This is a genomic window from Pedobacter sp. AJM, assembly GCF_002197755.1.
Classification (GTDB): Bacteria; Bacteroidota; Bacteroidia; order Sphingobacteriales; family Sphingobacteriaceae; genus Pedobacter.
Map to the genome: position 1 here is coordinate 983,728 of NZ_NHOT01000003.1, position 15,669 is coordinate 999,396.

Annotated in this window: 14 protein-coding genes; 11 read left to right on the forward strand and 3 right to left on the reverse strand. The window is 37.1% G+C overall.

The features are described 5' to 3' along the window. Nucleotides 1-313: 313 nt before the first annotated feature. Nucleotides 314-1,915 carry a hypothetical protein gene (locus CBW18_RS10015; protein WP_088301139.1) on the forward strand — a complete coding sequence of 534 codons (1,602 nt, stop codon included), beginning with the start codon at nucleotides 314-316 and terminating at the stop codon, nucleotides 1,913-1,915. Between the two features lie 455 nt (nucleotides 1,916-2,370). Here the strand turns inward: CBW18_RS10015 and CBW18_RS10020 are convergent, their stop codons facing one another. Further along, nucleotides 2,371-3,543 (reverse strand): hypothetical protein, encoded by a 1,173-nt coding sequence (locus CBW18_RS10020; RefSeq protein WP_088301140.1) that lies wholly within the window; start codon nucleotides 3,541-3,543, stop codon nucleotides 2,371-2,373. 367 nt (nucleotides 3,544-3,910) lie between these two features. Between CBW18_RS10020 and CBW18_RS10025 the strand changes: the two genes are divergently transcribed. From CBW18_RS10025 to CBW18_RS10065, 9 genes are all read left to right on the forward strand, one after another. Beyond that, nucleotides 3,911-4,090 (forward strand): hypothetical protein, encoded by a 180-nt coding sequence (locus CBW18_RS10025; RefSeq protein ID WP_088301141.1) that lies wholly within the window; start codon nucleotides 3,911-3,913, stop codon nucleotides 4,088-4,090. Nucleotides 4,091-4,465: 375 nt separating this feature from the next. Beyond that, complete coding sequence (locus CBW18_RS10030; protein WP_172406488.1) at nucleotides 4,466-5,908, forward strand: tetratricopeptide repeat-containing sensor histidine kinase; 1,443 nt, start codon at nucleotides 4,466-4,468, stop codon at nucleotides 5,906-5,908. 12 nt (nucleotides 5,909-5,920) lie between these two features. Then, nucleotides 5,921-6,586: a response regulator transcription factor gene (locus CBW18_RS10035; RefSeq protein WP_088301143.1), complete on the forward strand. Its 666-nt coding sequence runs from the start codon at nucleotides 5,921-5,923 to the stop codon at nucleotides 6,584-6,586. 704 nt (nucleotides 6,587-7,290) lie between these two features. Further along, a complete protein-coding gene (locus tag CBW18_RS10040; RefSeq protein WP_088301144.1) occupies nucleotides 7,291-8,403 on the forward strand; it encodes a DUF4236 domain-containing protein in 1,113 nt (370 codons plus the stop codon). A 5-nt stretch (nucleotides 8,404-8,408) separates the two neighbouring features. After that, entirely contained in the window at nucleotides 8,409-8,831 is a 423-nt protein-coding gene (locus CBW18_RS10045) for a DUF6804 family protein (RefSeq protein WP_088301145.1), read from the forward strand. 21 nt (nucleotides 8,832-8,852) lie between these two features. After that, nucleotides 8,853-10,184 (forward strand): beta-carotene 15,15'-monooxygenase, encoded by a 1,332-nt coding sequence (locus CBW18_RS10050; RefSeq protein WP_088301146.1) that lies wholly within the window; start codon nucleotides 8,853-8,855, stop codon nucleotides 10,182-10,184. A gap of 11 nt (nucleotides 10,185-10,195) precedes the next feature. Further along, nucleotides 10,196-11,056, forward strand: coding sequence for a hypothetical protein (locus tag CBW18_RS10055; protein WP_088301147.1), 861 nt, complete (start codon nucleotides 10,196-10,198; stop codon nucleotides 11,054-11,056). Between the two features lie 88 nt (nucleotides 11,057-11,144). Next, nucleotides 11,145-11,354 (forward strand): hypothetical protein, encoded by a 210-nt coding sequence (locus CBW18_RS10060; protein WP_088301148.1) that lies wholly within the window; start codon nucleotides 11,145-11,147, stop codon nucleotides 11,352-11,354. After that, nucleotides 11,336-11,863 carry a thermonuclease family protein gene (locus CBW18_RS10065; RefSeq protein WP_088301149.1) on the forward strand — a complete coding sequence of 176 codons (528 nt, stop codon included), beginning with the start codon at nucleotides 11,336-11,338 and terminating at the stop codon, nucleotides 11,861-11,863. The genes CBW18_RS10060 and CBW18_RS10065 overlap by 19 nt, the downstream gene beginning before the upstream one ends. A gap of 53 nt (nucleotides 11,864-11,916) precedes the next feature. On the opposite strand, the gene CBW18_RS10070 is transcribed toward CBW18_RS10065, so the two are convergent. Then, the gene (locus CBW18_RS10070; RefSeq protein WP_088301150.1) at nucleotides 11,917-12,528 is read right to left on the reverse strand and encodes a GIN domain-containing protein; all 612 of its coding nucleotides are present in this window, start codon (nucleotides 12,526-12,528) and stop codon (nucleotides 11,917-11,919) included. A gap of 792 nt (nucleotides 12,529-13,320) precedes the next feature. Between CBW18_RS10070 and CBW18_RS10075 the strand changes: the two genes are divergently transcribed. Then, complete coding sequence (locus tag CBW18_RS10075) at nucleotides 13,321-15,033, forward strand: amidohydrolase family protein (RefSeq protein ID WP_172406489.1); 1,713 nt, start codon at nucleotides 13,321-13,323, stop codon at nucleotides 15,031-15,033. 10 nt (nucleotides 15,034-15,043) lie between these two features. Here CBW18_RS10075 and CBW18_RS10080 read toward each other — a convergent pair whose 3' ends face one another. Further along, nucleotides 15,044-15,250, reverse strand: coding sequence for a hypothetical protein (locus CBW18_RS10080; protein WP_088301152.1), 207 nt, complete (start codon nucleotides 15,248-15,250; stop codon nucleotides 15,044-15,046). Nucleotides 15,251-15,669: the final 419 nt, after the last annotated feature.

Genomic DNA, 15,669 nt, shown 5'->3' on the forward strand with positions numbered 1-15,669 from the left:
CTGAAACCCTACTTAAATATATTTCTCGATCGTTTCAAAAATCTATGACCCCCTGAACATTTACCACCATTTCTATTTTAAATCAAAGCACACACGATTAAGATTAAAACTACATTAGAAATACATTAATAATTACTTTAAAATACTTATAAAGCGCCTTTTTAATGTAATCAATTTGTAGTACCATTACTAAAATATTATATTGCCTGCTTAAAAATTTTGTAAAAGCATCTTTATTGGTCATCACAACTACAAACTGTTATTCATCTATTCGCAAATTCATTTCTCATATTTTTAAACTAAAAACCCTTTTATGAAAAAAAACTACCTTTATTCATTGACACTGACATTAAGCTTTTTTACATCTTGCAAAAAAGATCTTCCTAAAGATATCGAAGCATTAACGAAACCTGGTTCGCAGGCAACGATAAACACGATAACTGGTGTAAACAGTTGTTTCAACTGGGAAACCAATCCCTATGTAAGCCTGACAAATGGCCAAACCCGTATTCTTCCATGGTATAATGGTGCAACCACACAAATACCTGATTTCATCTTAAGTGATTACAAAAAAGAGGAGGGTTGGGAGCTATTATATAATTTTTTAAGCGGTACCGAGAATGGTCAGAATTATTTGTTTTTTTATAATAAGTTTACCGGTATCATTCGTACTTATTACTTTTTAGCTGATGATGTCACAGCTGGAAGTAACGGTATGTGGGGACTTAGTTTTACCAGTCAGAATGCATTGCTTAATAATGTGGGCTATTTTGCCACCCCAATTAATGAACTAAGCCAAGATCCATTGGCAATATCAAGCAATTTAAGTTTAGATGCGACTACAAAAGGAATTTCACGCGGCTGGAATGCATTTGATACCGAAATCACATATGACCCAGATGCCGTTGCCAAAATAATTAAAATGCGTGTATTTTCTACCACCAGTAATATTTCTCAGGTTAGCTTATCCGGTGATGTGCAGCTAAGCTCAGCCGGAACAATCGTTAGCGTAGGGACGAAGAACGGTTTACAGGACGCTGCTAATTCTGCAGCAAAATCTGGTGGCGATGCAGCAAAAGACTACATCAAAAGCAAAGTAAAATCTGATAGTTCATCATTTATAAAAAAAATATTTGGCAGTGCCGCAAGTGTTGTGATCGGTGGCGGAGTAAAAGAGATTATAAACGCCGGCATCAATTTATTATTTGGATCATTCATAGGCAAAAAATCAGAAACAACATCGACTACCCAAAAAATAGAATTTAAAACCAATGGTACCATCAACCTGCTTGGAACAATAAGTTCAACATCGGCCAATAATGTATCATCAATTGCAGGCCTTTATACTCCCGGTACACGCCCAGACTTGAGTAATTTCCTGCTTCCTTGTTTTGATAAACAGCTTGGTGTTTGGAACCTGGAAAGTAAACCTGTTTTATTAACTTCCCAGCAAGCTACCGGAGGTAATCACCTGCCACCAGATGATGACCTCTATCAAAGACATTATTTCTTAGATCCCAGTTCAATTAAAGTGAAGATCAACCCTGATCTATTACCGGAGATTGAATCTTATGAAGTTAGTACGGATTTGTTTTATTATGATCAATTTAAAGGAAACAGTAACTGGAATAATTCTGTAATGACAGGCCTAATTACTGGCGGGATTTTAGCTTACCAGGACGAAGCAAATAAATTTTACCAGGTACAGCATGGTTCATTCACAGAGAACATCAGAGGCCCTATTCCGGTGCCTGGCAACCCAAATGAGGATAATGATTTGCCTACTATAACTGTTGGTGGTTTTAATAAAAACTTTGTAGTAAAGGTAACAGTTACTATAATACCCAAAACAGGGTACGATAAAACCCCTATTGTAATTACCAGGTCTTACATACCTGATTATCAATATTTCTAAAAATAGAAAACGGAGGACAGCAATAAATTGCTGATCCTCCGTTTTTTATACTCAATTTTATCCTAAATATTCCATTGGTTAGGGGCTATTATAAAATCCTTTCAATAAAGACAAATTTAAAGTTCAGCCATATATTAATGTCCTCTTATGACTTTGTCGATCTTAGCAATTAAATGTTGGCAGAAAGCGTATTTCACGAGATGGGGAAAATCATTAGGATGGAAAAATCAAGGTTGTTTTTCGAATTACTTTCGTACTAACAATCATACACATACATCAAAAAACAAAGATTAAGAAATCCTTGTGCACTTCCATTTAGCAGAACACCAATTGTATTGATTACACACATTAATTCCAGCGCATGCCATTGCTTAAATTGAGTAGCTATAATTTAGATACAAAATTGCATGTCGTGTAGCACAATATGTAATGCGCTAAACCATTTCTATCATGATTTACATGGCCAAAGAGCCTTCGGTTTGTTCAACTATGGGTTCTTCCGCTAATGGCAATACTGCTTGCGTATCCTGCGCTCCAGAATCATCTTTTGTTATGACTTCTTTCTCTAGCTTACTCACCGCAAAGCCGCAAAGGCTTATAAAAAAAGCGGCACATAAAAACCATGCTAACCGGGTATTCCAATAGCGGTAATTAGACGTGTACTTGGTTAAAATGGTATTTGAAAGGGGTTTGAGCACTCTTTGTGTATCTAAAGGATATGCACCGCTATCCGTGAAAAATTCATGATTTTTTACAAAACCTTTGTACCATACTCTACCTAATGAGTAGCTGGTTAGGGTATCTGATAGGTTAATCTTCCTTTGACGCTGTAACTTTTTAAGATTTAATGGGATTATTGTAGCATTTGCCATTTGTGTATTGCATTTTACGGGCTCATAATGATCTTCATTCCAGTACATACATCCCTCATCTGCTTTTGGCATTCGAATTGAAGCGGGACTAGTTTCCCATGCAACAAAAGAGGTCGAGCCAATAAAAAGTAGAAGGATACAGGATATGGTGATGTAGCGGGGGGAGAAGAGACGAATGTATTCCGATTCAGGGTTAGATTCCTCTCCGTCTCTATCATTTTCTAGTTCACCACCACTTTGACCTTCTTTCTTGAATTCTTCCTTTTTTGGCTGATCGTCATTTGAATCTTCTACTTGAATCGCTTCTTCTTCATTCTTAAGCTCTCCCTCATCAATTGTAACATCATTCGCATCTTCTTCTGGCTTTTTAGCTGCTTCCTCAAAAATAAATTTTAATTCTTCTTCGCTAAGTTCTCTCCATTCATTGTAGGATGGAAAATCTATTAACCAGGCAAGAAGCTTAACCAGTCCTTCATCCCTTGTACTTCTTCCTTCTACCATAAAACTTACCAGCGGTCTGAATTTGTCCAGCTTAAATCTTTCTATACTTCTCACCTGATCATCAAATTGGTTTCGGGGATCGAAAATAGACCTAATTAAGTCTTTGTCTTTTTGAGTGTTTTTTCTCAAAAAAACCTCAACACATTCTTTCCTTAACTTTTCTCTGCCGGGTTGATCAAGATTAAGCGTGAGCCGCTGGCTTTTTCTTTTTACATGATAAAAATCTAGTAGGGATGATTTATACTCTTCAAACATTTCTTTAAAAATTTAGCGTAAAAATAGGGGTGGAATTTCCGGAAACTTTACGGTTTTCCGGAATTATAATGGAAAGAAGGGAAACATCGGAATGTATTGATAATTAATCTTTTGACTCACCCCATATTTGTATCGTTGATCAGCACAGGTGGCGATTCATTATCAAAGCTAAATAAAAAACTGATTAATAAAAAGAGTAGAAATCGCGGTCGTTAGTAGCCGGTTTGGGAAGCAGTTACTAGCTCCCGCGACAGACACTCATCACTTCCCAAAAATTTCAGAAGGCCTTCTGATTTACAGTTTGTAGCAACCCCCACGCATGGGGCGTGGGGAACTACGTGTACATCACTTTTTAAATTTTTGAATTATGTTTTTACCATATTTTATTGCTCTTTTCTTAGGACTTGTAAGTCCTTCAAATACATCATGCACCGGCGGAACATCTACTACTGTAAATGTAACTAATAGTGAAGATGGAGATCCTGGTGATCAGCCTCCAGGTGATGATACTGGTGGGGAAGGTGGCCAAATTAAACCGCCTAAATAATAACAGTAAGTTAAGGCGGCAAACTGCCGCCTTATTTAGTTTAAAATATCTTTTAAAGTTTAGTTAAATTGAGGCTCAATATTTTTAATAGATAGCAATAGGTGCATTCCAACATAAATTTCTTTAATTTAGATTAAAATCTAAAAAGTGAAGCGCCTCAATATTACAATAATCCCTATTTTACTCCTGTTCTCTTGTTTTGATAGAAGCCCCAATGCAAAAACCAAAACAAAAGAGAATAATCCCCTATACGATAAGGCATATCAATACTCAGAAGAGAAAGAAAACGACAGCGCCTTCTTCTATTTCGATAAAGCAAAAGACCTGTTTATTCAACAAAATGATAGTTTGGGTGTTGCTAAATGCCTTTTAAATATGGCCATTATCTCAACAAATAGTGGCGATTATTTTGGTGGACAAGAGTTATCAATAAATGCATCCCCCTTCTTTGATAAAAGGATCTCGAAGCAGCACATATTTATCAAGTCGAACTTAAACAACCTGGGTTTTGCGTCCGAAAATTTAAAAGATTATAACCAAGCCATTGTATTTTATACAGAAGCATTAAATTATATCACAGGTGCCAATCCCGAAGCCATTCTCAAAAATAATATCGCAAATATTTACAGAAAAAGAAAGGCTTATCAAAAAGCCATAGCCATCTATCAAAGTGTTTTAGATCAAAAACTCGACAGGGGTATCTTTGCAAGAATATTATCCAACATCGCCATAACCAAATGGCTTCAAAACCCCAGTTACAAAGCTGCTCCAGAATTATTAAGCGCGTTAAGAATAAGGAAAAAAGATAATGATTTGCTTGGGATTAATGCGAGTTATGCACACCTTGCCGACTACTACACCGACCGTAAACCCGATTCTGCTTTATTCTATGCAAATAGAAGATATCAAAATGCTATGGTGATAAACCAGGTTGATGACCGTTTAGAGGGTCTGCAAAAACTAATCAAACTTAGTCCGCCAGCAGCAACCAAGCAATATTTTCAGACCTATCAAAATCTTAGTGATAGTATACAGACTGTCCGTTCTGCGGCTAAAAATCAATTCGCAGTTATTCGTTACGCCTCAGAAAAGAATAAAGCAGATTTTCTGAAAGCTCAGGCAGAGAACATTGAGAAACAACAAGACATCCTCTTAAGAAATATAGGCATAGGTGCATTGGTTATATGCTTAATATTAGGCTATCTTTTTTACCGAAGGAGGCAAAAAAGTTTAAAACAGGAAAAAGAGATAGAGGTTAAAAAAACCGAACTTAAATATGTTAAAAAAGTGCATGACGGGGTTGCAAATAAAATATACCAAGTGATGTCGGAAGTAGAAAATGATCATGAGATGAATAAAACTATCCTAGCAGACAAACTTGAAGTTATTTATAAAATATCCAGAGATCTTTCCTACGAAAACAGCGACATTGATACTAAAGAAGGTTTTGCCAAAGAACTATTGAAAATGTTATACGCCTATTCATCGGCCAATGTTGACATTGAAATAACGGGTAATGATGAAGAACTATGGAAAAATGTTAAAGCTACTATAAAAGATGAGGTATATCTGATCCTGCAAAACCTCATGACAAATATGGGTAAACACAGTGGAGCAGATCGCGTGAGCATCACGTTTGAGCGGAAAGATGCATGTATAACGGTTTCATATTTCGATAATGGTAAAGGAATGAAGGGAGTGGTCAAAAAAAATGGCTTGAACAATACGGAAACCCGTATTGAAAATATTTCAGGCCGTATTACTTTTGACACCAAGCCTGATGAAGGACTTGACATTAAATTCTCATTTCCAATTTAAAAAAGTATAGCCATGTTCAAAAAAGTATTGATAGCAGAAGACCATGAAATTGTTAACCTTTCCCTTCGTAATGCACTTGCCGATCTGAATATTCCAATCTCAAACCAAGATTATGTATTTTATTGTGATGATGCGTTAACACGTATAGCAAAAGCCTTTAATGAGGGTAATCCTTACGAACTGATCATTACTGACCTTTCTTTTGACGAAGAATCACCCAAACAAAAAATTGCTGACGGAAGGGCGCTGATCAAAGCTGTAAGGACGATACAACCTGATTTAAAGATATTGGTCTTCTCGATTGAAAACCGGGCATTAATTGCAAGCGCACTTTTTAAAGAATTGAATATCGATGCTTTTGTTCCAAAAGCAAGACATGATGCAAAGGACCTGAAACTGGCTATAGAAAGTATTTATAAAAATAAAAAATACTATTCACCCAATCTTAGGCAAAAACAGGTAAATGCCCATACCTTTACCGAGTATGATAAGGCTATTGTTTCTTTGCTGTTAGAAGGGAGAACACAAAAAGAAATGCCCGATCTTTTAAAACAGAAAAAACTTGAACCTTCCGGCCTCAGCAGTATCGAAAAGCGTATCAACCTGATTAAAACAACTTTAAACATTTCAAACAACGGACAGCTAATTGCCCACTGTATTGCCAATAAAATCATCTAAACTTAGCCACCTTCCGGTGGGCCTCCTTAATATTCGTGAAGTTTTGATCTCTAGATTCTTTCAAACCTCATTACCTTCAATGTTTGAAAAAAATCAATTTCCATTTACCCAGAAGGATGGCCCATTATCCATCACTTCTGAAAAAGAGTACCTGATCCTTCACTGCAATAGGGATCCTGTCAAAGCCTGATCTCTGTATAATGTTTTTCAATTTCAGATCAATACTGTAGCTATGTAGGTACTGTCAAAACTGATGGGCATTATCAGTCAATGACTCATACCTTAACCTTTAAAAAGTTATAACTGCCATACTTAAAAAAACATAGGTATTTGCTTCATTGTCTGTTGAGAATGGACAGGGCAATCTCTCCTTTTAAACAATCACTTCTTCCATCTGTCATCTTTAGGTAATTGATTTCGCCTGGCTACTATATGGCTCAAAATTTCATGGAATTTAACAAGTTAAGGTTTACCGCACATAAATTAAAGTTTCCATTTAAGCTTACCAAAAAGGGTCATTTCTTTATCTTATAGATAAAGAAATGACCCTTCTTTTGAATATACTTACTGTCTAAATGCATAGCTAATGCACTATAAATCAGCCTACACCTTTTAAAAAAATAGTTTATCATTTTACGGTTTTCCGTAAGGAAAGCCTCTTTAAGCTACATAGTTTTGGAGTATCAAAATTAAAAAACATCAAAATGGCTTGGAGCTTTCATAAACGAATTAAAATTATCCCAGGTGTTCATTTAAACTTAAGTAAAAGTGGCATATCCACGTCCATTGGGGTTAAAGGGGCAAGTATGACTTTCGGAAAATCGGGGACTTATCTAAATACTTCTCTTCCGTTTTTAAATATTAACAACAGACATAAACTGTCGGGTTCAAACACTACTCCCGATAGCTACGATCACGACGCGCCCCTACATCTTTTTGGGAATATTTTTAGCGCAGATGTGCAGGAGATAACCAGTCAAAATATGACAGGGGTAAAAGAAGCCATCCTTTTGGCCCGGCAACAAAGAAAAGAGTTAAAAAGTGATCTGCTAAACATTCAGACAGCTTTGGGCACTTCAAAAATGAAACTGATTTTAAGTTACCTATTCCTTTATGGGTTGATAAATAAAACAATACCCAAAGCTTTGAAGCTCAATATTGAGGCACAAAAAGAGGCTATAAAACAAACTACAGATCTGATTGATCACTGTTACGTGAAACTGGATGTAGAATTCGATTCAGAAATCAGAGAAAAGTACGAACAGCTAATTAAAGCATTTAAAAATTTAACTACCTCGCATAAAATTTGGGATGTAACCAGTGCACACTTTCAAGACCGTGTTGCTGCGCGTTCATCGGCCAGCACTATTGTAAGCAAAAGAGACGTAAAGTTCTCTTTTAAATCGCTTGCTGAGATCAGGTCTGATGTTGAAGCACTTTATTTTGAAAATGCAAATGGCGCAGATTTATACTTCTACCCCAGTTTTATCATAATGTACGCTAACCAGAAAGATTTTGCCATCATCGGACTTGATGAAATTAATGTACAGCAAAGTTATGTGCGGTTTACAGAAACAGGAACGGTACCCCGCGATTCAAAAGTTATTGACAAGACTTGGGCAAAAGTAAATAAAAACGGCACACCGGATAAAAGGTTTAAAGGTAACTATCAAATTCCGATCGCCAAATATGGACAGATCAACCTCCGTACAAATACAGGCTTAAATGAAGAATACGAATTTAGCAATTATGAATTTACAGAAGCATTTAGTCAAACGTTTAGGGATTACCAAGCGACAATAAAATACCGTTGGTGAAACAGATGAATGAAGATAATAAGGGTATAATTACAGTAAGGTTTACAGGTGTCATCTGTGCCATAGCATGTTTCATCGCTATACTAAAGTTGCCCATAGAATATTATGCCTTTTTAAGAACTATTGTTTCATTGGGAGCGGCATTGCTTATTTACAGCTGGATTAAGCAAAAAAAATATTCCTTAGCCATCATTTTTGTTCTCGTGCTTATCCTTTTTAATCCCCTGTTCCCCATTTACCTGCATAGAAAAAGCATCTGGATCCAATTGGATATCATCACCGGACTATTGTTTTTAATTATTGCCTTTTATAAGAAAAGTGAACCTGAAAAAAAAGAGGAAAAAGCGGCTGAAATTTTACCCGTTCAAAAAACATACCCCAGAGACCGCATTGTTTCGGCAAAAAGAAATACAATAATCACATCATAAATCAACCCAAAACTTAATGTTATGATTGCCCAAATAGAAGAATTTTTAAACCCAAAAACAGCTGATCTGCCTCAGGATGGAAATATAAAAATTAAGGATCCGGTTACCAATGAAACAGAAGAGGTAAGAAAGAGAACTTACCACGAAGCTGGCTTTAGGGACGCATCTAGAAACAGTGGCAGCCCTTTGGCACTCTCGATATGCTTAAATGCCATTTATGCCAGGTTTCAAAATGAAGAAAAGGAGTTGGTAGAAAAACAGCAACTGGCGAAAGAACCCTATATCAGTGAGCAGAAAACTAAAGAAACCGAAATTAAAACACTGGTCATCAGTAAAGAAAGTAAAGAACAGCAGATTAACAAGGTGGAAAGCGATATCAGGGCCGTAAAAGATCATATTGAAGAGTTAAAATTTGAAATTAACGACCTGTCCCGGAATCCCGAGAAATACCACATCAGTGCTTCAAAAGGTGCTTCAAGTAAGTTCTGGATTGGTTTGATCATCCTTTTACCTTTAAGCTTATATCTATTTACCTTTTATATTTCTACCTCATATTCTGCTTTTTTTAAACTGTTGGATGCGAATAGTGCCACTGTTGTTATGAACATTCTTGATGCAAAAGCTTTTGAAAAAGCGTGGCAGGATGGTTCGCTGGAAGGTTTATTTGTCACCTTTATCCCTTTTGTGTTCCTGGGTTTGGGTTATTTGATCCACATGTTCGGTGAGGTTAAAAGCAAATGGAACTATTTCAAAATCGGAATCCTTTTTATTACATCGCTTTTATTCGATGCTATACTAGCTTACCAGATCGAAGAGAAGATTTATGAATTAAATAAAACTGCAGAAGATGACAAATTTGGAATTTTCGTTGCCTTTGGGAAAATCCAGTTCTGGGGAATCATTTTTGCCGGTTTTGTGGTGTATCTTATATGGGGCGTAGTATTCGACTTTATCATGAAAGAACACCGGGAGAAAGACAAAATCAAACATGAGCAATTGCGTAGAAAAAAAGACATCCAGATTCATCAGGATAGGATAGCCGATATTGAAATTCAAAAGGCAAAATTGCTCGAGGAACTTAGTGAAATCAAGAAAAGTTCGCTGGAGGCACAGGGAAGGGTTACTGCATTGCAACAGATAATCGATGCTGTAATTATACCAACGAAGGAGTACGTTTTATATGCTTCAGAATACATGCAGGGATGGATCACCTTTATTAACCAAAAACTGCATATTTCTCAATATGAAAAAAGTACGCTCGAAAGTGAGTGTATTGCCTGCTATCACGAAAACCTTAAACGTGTAGGGGCCAGTGAAGATTCCCAAAATGCGGTTTATACTACTACGTTATAAAGCCCAAGATCATGAATTTAAAATTATCAAACATATTGCTGGGCATCTTAATGACCAGTGTTTTTGCAACCGAGGCTAAAGCCCAGCCTGCGAAACAGAACCTTAATATCAGCTTTTTACTGGATTTATCTGATCGGATTGATCCTAAAAAGAATCCTGGGATTTACCAACGCGATCTTCAGTATATTAAATCAGTACAAAAGTCCTTTATTAATCATGTAAGAGGAAAAAAGATGCTGCTGTTAAAAGACCAGATGCAGGTTTTCTTTAATCCCATTCCTAAAATTACAGATATCGATCAATTAAGCCAAAGTTTAAAGGTCGATTTTAATCCTAAAACCAGTAAAAAAGATTTCCTGAATATAGATAAGATTTATACTGATAACCCGACTAAAATTTATCAGCGTGCCATTAAAGATGGAAACTATGTAGGCTCCGATATCTGGAGATTTTTTAAAAGCAATGTGCAGCAATATTGCATTAAACCACAACATCGAAATATTTTAGTCATACTAACCGATGGTTATATGTACCATAAAGACAGTAAAATTGAAGTAGCAGGAAAAAGTTCTTACATCACTCCACAATTTCTACTGTCAAAAAAACTTGTTAATGCCAATTTTCCTGCCATTATGCAGAAAAACAAACTTGGTTTTATTTCCTTCCCATATAATTTAAAAGAACTCGAAATTATGGTGTTAGGCATTAATCCCTCCGTTAAAAACCCTTATGAAGAGGATGTCATTAAACAATATTGGACAGATTGGTTTAAAGCAATGAAGGTGAAGAAATTCGAACTACGGACGACTGATTTAGCTACTAATTTAGCGCCTGTAATTAATAATTTTATTCAGGGAGGCTATAAACAATGATCCGATTTATAACTATTTATCACATTCAAAAAAATCTTCATTAACAGAGAAAAACTATCCCATAATTTCCCTCAATCATCCCTTCATCATGAAAACACTCTCTTTACTTATCCTCTTCTTTGCTAACATGACCTGCAAAGAAACCCTTACGGTGTACATCTGCAACAGTCCGAATGCCAAAAAATACCATAATAATTCAAAATGCCGCGGCTTACGCAATTGCACTTACAGGGTTATTTCCATTGATATCGAAAAAGCCAAAAAAGACGGCAAAACACTATGCGGCTGGGAAAAGTAAGCCTGCTGCTGTTGTTGCTCACGCTTCAGGCCTGCTTTATCCAGCCAGGAGGAAATAAAGGCATAAATTATAGTAATCTTGTTTTTACAGCCAAAGTAATCCACATTTTAGATGGCGATACCATGGAAGTTTTATATCAGGATTTTCCCATTAAAATCCGGCTGGCCCACATTGATTGCCCCGAAAAAAGACGCTCACAACCTTACGGTCAAAAAGCAAAAAAAGCCCTGTCAGATTTATGTTTCGGACAGCTGGTGGAAATACACGGCCAAAAATACGACCGCTACAAAAGATTAATCGCGGTAGTTATTAACCATAAAAAACAGATAATCAACCAGGAAATGCTGAAGCTGGGCATGGCCTGGCATTTTAAAAAATACTCAACCGATCTTTTATATGCCCGGTTAGAAATCACAGCCAGGAAAAACAAAGTGGGTTTATGGCAGGATAGTAGTGCCATAGCCCCCTGGGAATGGCGGAAATCAAAAGCGCCATTGCCCGGAAAATAGGGTTAGCGTAAAAGCCGCCCAATGGGCAGCTTTAGCTATTTGATTGATATTTTTTATTTGGCTAACACCATTGCATTTTGCGCTGCCTCCATCATCGCTTCAGAAGCATATGATGCAGATTTAAGACTGGCAAAGTCAGCTAATTTCACATTTTTCATATTGCTGGCGATCATGGTACTTTGATCGGCAGTACCATTTAATTTTAGTATCGCATCATCCTTAACAATGGTATACAAACTACCTGTGGTCGTTTTAATCTTCGCTGTAGCACTCTGATTCAAAAACAACTGAAGGTATTTTACATCGAAGTTATTGCTGGTTACCACCACCGATTGACCGTATGCTTCAATTCTTTCTAAATCTTTTACAGTAATATTCAGTATGACCTGATTGGTTTCCATGGAGTTGATGAACAAGGTTTTTCCATCAGTTGATACAAAGGTTTTTGCAGCGTCATAATTATTGGTGCCTGATACATTTTGCTTATCACCCTGGGTTAAGATGATTTTTACATTTCCGCTCACCCAAATTCTGTTAAATGTTGATAATGAGGCAGTTTTTGTTTCTGCTTTAACGGGCTCAGCGGCAAAAGTGGCCATTACTGATGAAGTGAATACGACTGCTGTTAATGCTGCTGCGAATACTATTTTAGTGAAGGTTTTCATATCTTTATGTTTTAAGTTTTTGCTATTGTTTTGTGATTAAGACGCAGCTGTCCATCAAACGTTGCAGGCAAAAACCCGGTATTATACCAGCATCAGTAACCGCTAGACCAACGCCTGTAATTTATAGACGAACGGTTATGGGTTATCTGGCCTGATTTTTTTAAATCCAGCCTTTGCGGCTACACAGATGTTTGTCATCGGCTTTCAAAAATGTGGTGATGTTCATTTTATTTGCCTGTTTCCGGATGATGAATAGTTTGGTTTCCTGGTATATCAGACTATATCCGATCGGGCATATTAATTGGTATTTTGTATGCTCCTACCCCTAAGGATATGAACATAAGTAATCCATTATCAATATTTGTGAAAACACAACGTAAGCTAGTCAAACGCTCAAAGAAAGAATTACATTTAAAGCTAGGGTAGGCCTTTATTTTCTTCAGGGACTGGAACAAATAAAAACAGCCTTTAAAGCTAGATAAGACTAATCAAATAATGAATTATTTATGGCAACCTCTTCATCCGCTTCATACTGCTACATTTCTTTGAATTTAGATTTGCAAAGGTATCTGGATAAAATAATTCTCTTTACAATGAACACAGTATCCTTGATGGATATACAGGCATAGGTCTGACTTTACTCCACTACTTTTCGCCTACCGAACGTTCCTGGGGTGAAGCTGTTTTACTCGCCTGAGTACAAAAAATGAGTTTTTTTTCCCGTTGTCAGTCATTATAAGTATTATTACAAGTATGACACAGACAAGGAATTACAGCTTACTGATAGTTTTCATGCTCAGTTTCACGGTTTATTTACCCTTCGCGGCAGCTCAGGTAACACAGAACTATCAGGTGTATAAACTCGAAAATAAAATCGGCACAGAAAAAGTTTCCATTGCAGGAAGAACTGACAACACTGCTGTTGATATCACTATCCGTACCGTAGACCGTGGTCAGGCTTTAATGCTTACCGCTGCACTAACGCCAAATGCTACTGGCACAAGATATACCTCCATCGGACAAACGTCGCGTTTCAAGCAAGAAAAAATAGATCAACTGTATTCCGCCAGCCAGGGTTTTCCTTTAAGCCAGAACGGCTCTATAAAATTGAGAGAAATGCTGATTGATTATTGGATTAAAGCAGCACGTCCTGCCTTTGTAAAATCTGCATTAGATGGATCCGCTATCCGAATCAGTGAAATAACTGACATGACAGATGCATATAAAGTAAGTGGATGGAAAACCTTTCTGATCAACAATGGCATGGATGAGATATTCTGGACAGATGCGCAGGGTAAAGCTGTTTTTTTAACCACAATAGATAGTGAAGGTGACAAGAGAGAGGTGATTGATGAACGGTATCTATCGGCATTCACCAAGCTCAATCAACAATCAACACACCATTTGCTACAGGCCTATATAGATAACAGTGGCATCTCTGCCAAAAAAAATCCTGCAATTGCCATTTTAGGTGGAACCATTATTGATATTACCCACCATGGCGATCTGCAAAATAACACTATGGTGCTGATCATCAAAGGAAAAATAGACTATGTAGGAACCATTAACAGGTCGCTAATTCCACCGGGAGCACGCCTGATTGATGCAACCAACAAATTCTTGCTTCCTGGTCTGTGGGATATGCATGCACACATATTTCACCCGTCTTATCTTCAGCGGGAGCTACGCTCAGGAGTAACTTCAATCAGAGATATGGGTAATGAGTTTGATTTTGCAAAACAGCTGATGGATATGGTTAGAAAGGAATCAACACCAGCCCCCAACTACTATGCCGCCGGGCTTTTGGATGGCAAGTCACCAGCCACACTGGGGACCATGCTAGCCACTAATGAAAACGAAATCAAAAAAAATATAGGTGCCTACCATGATGCTGGTTTTAGGCAGATAAAAGTATACAGCAGCGTTAAAAAGAAAGACTTTAACAGTATTGTGGAAGAAGCCAAACGGTATCATATGGATGTTGTAGGGCATTTACCAACAGGCTATACGGTAAGCTACTTTATTAATAACGGAATGCGGAGTATCAGTCACATCAATTATTTCATGAACAGTATAAACTGGTCTTCCAGTGATCTGAAAACAGCTAATCAAAGTCTGCTGGACAGCATGAGATCGCATCATACCTTTCTGGATCCCACATTAAATGTTTACCAGTTGGCGGGAAATAAAAAAGTGGCCTATTACCAGAAGCTTGTTAAGCTCTTTGCCGATAACCATATCCCAATCGTGGCCGGAACAGACAATGAGGGGACTATTGCCAATGAGATTCAGAATTATATACGATGTGGTATAAGTCCCCTTAATGCGATCAGGTCTGCAACGATCATCCCCGCTGAAGTAATGGGTGAAGCGCAAAAGAGCGGAAGCATTAGCCAGGGCAAAGATGGCGACATTTTGATTCTTGATGAGAATCCACTGCTCCATATCAATACCTTGCAACACATTCCTACCATCATCAGGAACCAGTTTGTGATCACCAATTGAATCATCGCGTTTACCTATTCAGGGTATTGCGAAGTATCCCGGTCATGATGCTTACTTTAGCCATCTCAACTTTACACCTATACTGATGGTTGGCTTTCAGTCCATTATGAATATCATTACTTTGTTTAGGTAATGAAAGCTTAATAAGCGCCGAATCTCCCGTCATCCTGAGCGATTTAACATGCCCGTCAAAGCTTAGCCTTTTATCATCCAGCATGGTAAAATGAATTGATGTACCGACGAAACCAGAACAAGTTTTATTTAAATAACTTTCTGACTATCAAACACTTGCAAAATACGATTTCGACTCACCGACTGTCAAAATGACCCTTTTTTGGTCTCAAATGTTACCATTCAAATTTACGGAATGAATGAATATAATGCAAGAAAATAATAGGTCTAGATTCTAAATATAGACTTATTACTTAATCGTTCCCCGACTGGCAAAGGAGCTCAAATTTAATCCTTTACCAGAATTTATCAATACAAAGCATGAATGCATACACTAGATTCACCCAAATTATCACAAGCCCAAAAGTCGTAAAATCTTCCCGTTGTTTATTTCAGGTCCACTTGCTCCTCCTTTGGATGAGACATATAGTTATCATATCAGAAAAGCATCTGCTTATTTGAATA

What these genes read in the sequence shown, in the direction of transcription:
- CBW18_RS10015 (WP_088301139.1), top strand. Translation starts at nt 314, where the DNA reads ATGAAAAAAAACTACCTTTATTCATTGACACTGACATTAAGCTTTTTT.
- CBW18_RS10020 (WP_088301140.1), bottom strand. Translation starts at nt 3,543, where the DNA reads ATGTTTGAAGAGTATAAATCATCCCTACTAGATTTTTATCATGTAAAA.
- CBW18_RS10025 (WP_088301141.1), top strand. Translation starts at nt 3,911, where the DNA reads ATGTTTTTACCATATTTTATTGCTCTTTTCTTAGGACTTGTAAGTCCT.
- CBW18_RS10030 (WP_172406488.1), top strand. Translation starts at nt 4,466, where the DNA reads ATGGCCATTATCTCAACAAATAGTGGCGATTATTTTGGTGGACAAGAG.
- CBW18_RS10035 (WP_088301143.1), top strand. Translation starts at nt 5,921, where the DNA reads ATGTTCAAAAAAGTATTGATAGCAGAAGACCATGAAATTGTTAACCTT.
- CBW18_RS10040 (WP_088301144.1), top strand. Translation starts at nt 7,291, where the DNA reads ATGGCTTGGAGCTTTCATAAACGAATTAAAATTATCCCAGGTGTTCAT.
- CBW18_RS10045 (WP_088301145.1), top strand. Translation starts at nt 8,409, where the DNA reads ATGAATGAAGATAATAAGGGTATAATTACAGTAAGGTTTACAGGTGTC.
- CBW18_RS10050 (WP_088301146.1), top strand. Translation starts at nt 8,853, where the DNA reads ATGATTGCCCAAATAGAAGAATTTTTAAACCCAAAAACAGCTGATCTG.
- CBW18_RS10055 (WP_088301147.1), top strand. Translation starts at nt 10,196, where the DNA reads ATGAATTTAAAATTATCAAACATATTGCTGGGCATCTTAATGACCAGT.
- CBW18_RS10060 (WP_088301148.1), top strand. Translation starts at nt 11,145, where the DNA reads ATGAAAACACTCTCTTTACTTATCCTCTTCTTTGCTAACATGACCTGC.
- CBW18_RS10065 (WP_088301149.1), top strand. Translation starts at nt 11,336, where the DNA reads ATGCGGCTGGGAAAAGTAAGCCTGCTGCTGTTGTTGCTCACGCTTCAG.
- CBW18_RS10070 (WP_088301150.1), bottom strand. Translation starts at nt 12,528, where the DNA reads ATGAAAACCTTCACTAAAATAGTATTCGCAGCAGCATTAACAGCAGTC.
- CBW18_RS10075 (WP_172406489.1), top strand. Translation starts at nt 13,321, where the DNA reads ATGCTCAGTTTCACGGTTTATTTACCCTTCGCGGCAGCTCAGGTAACA.
- CBW18_RS10080 (WP_088301152.1), bottom strand. Translation starts at nt 15,250, where the DNA reads ATGCTGGATGATAAAAGGCTAAGCTTTGACGGGCATGTTAAATCGCTC.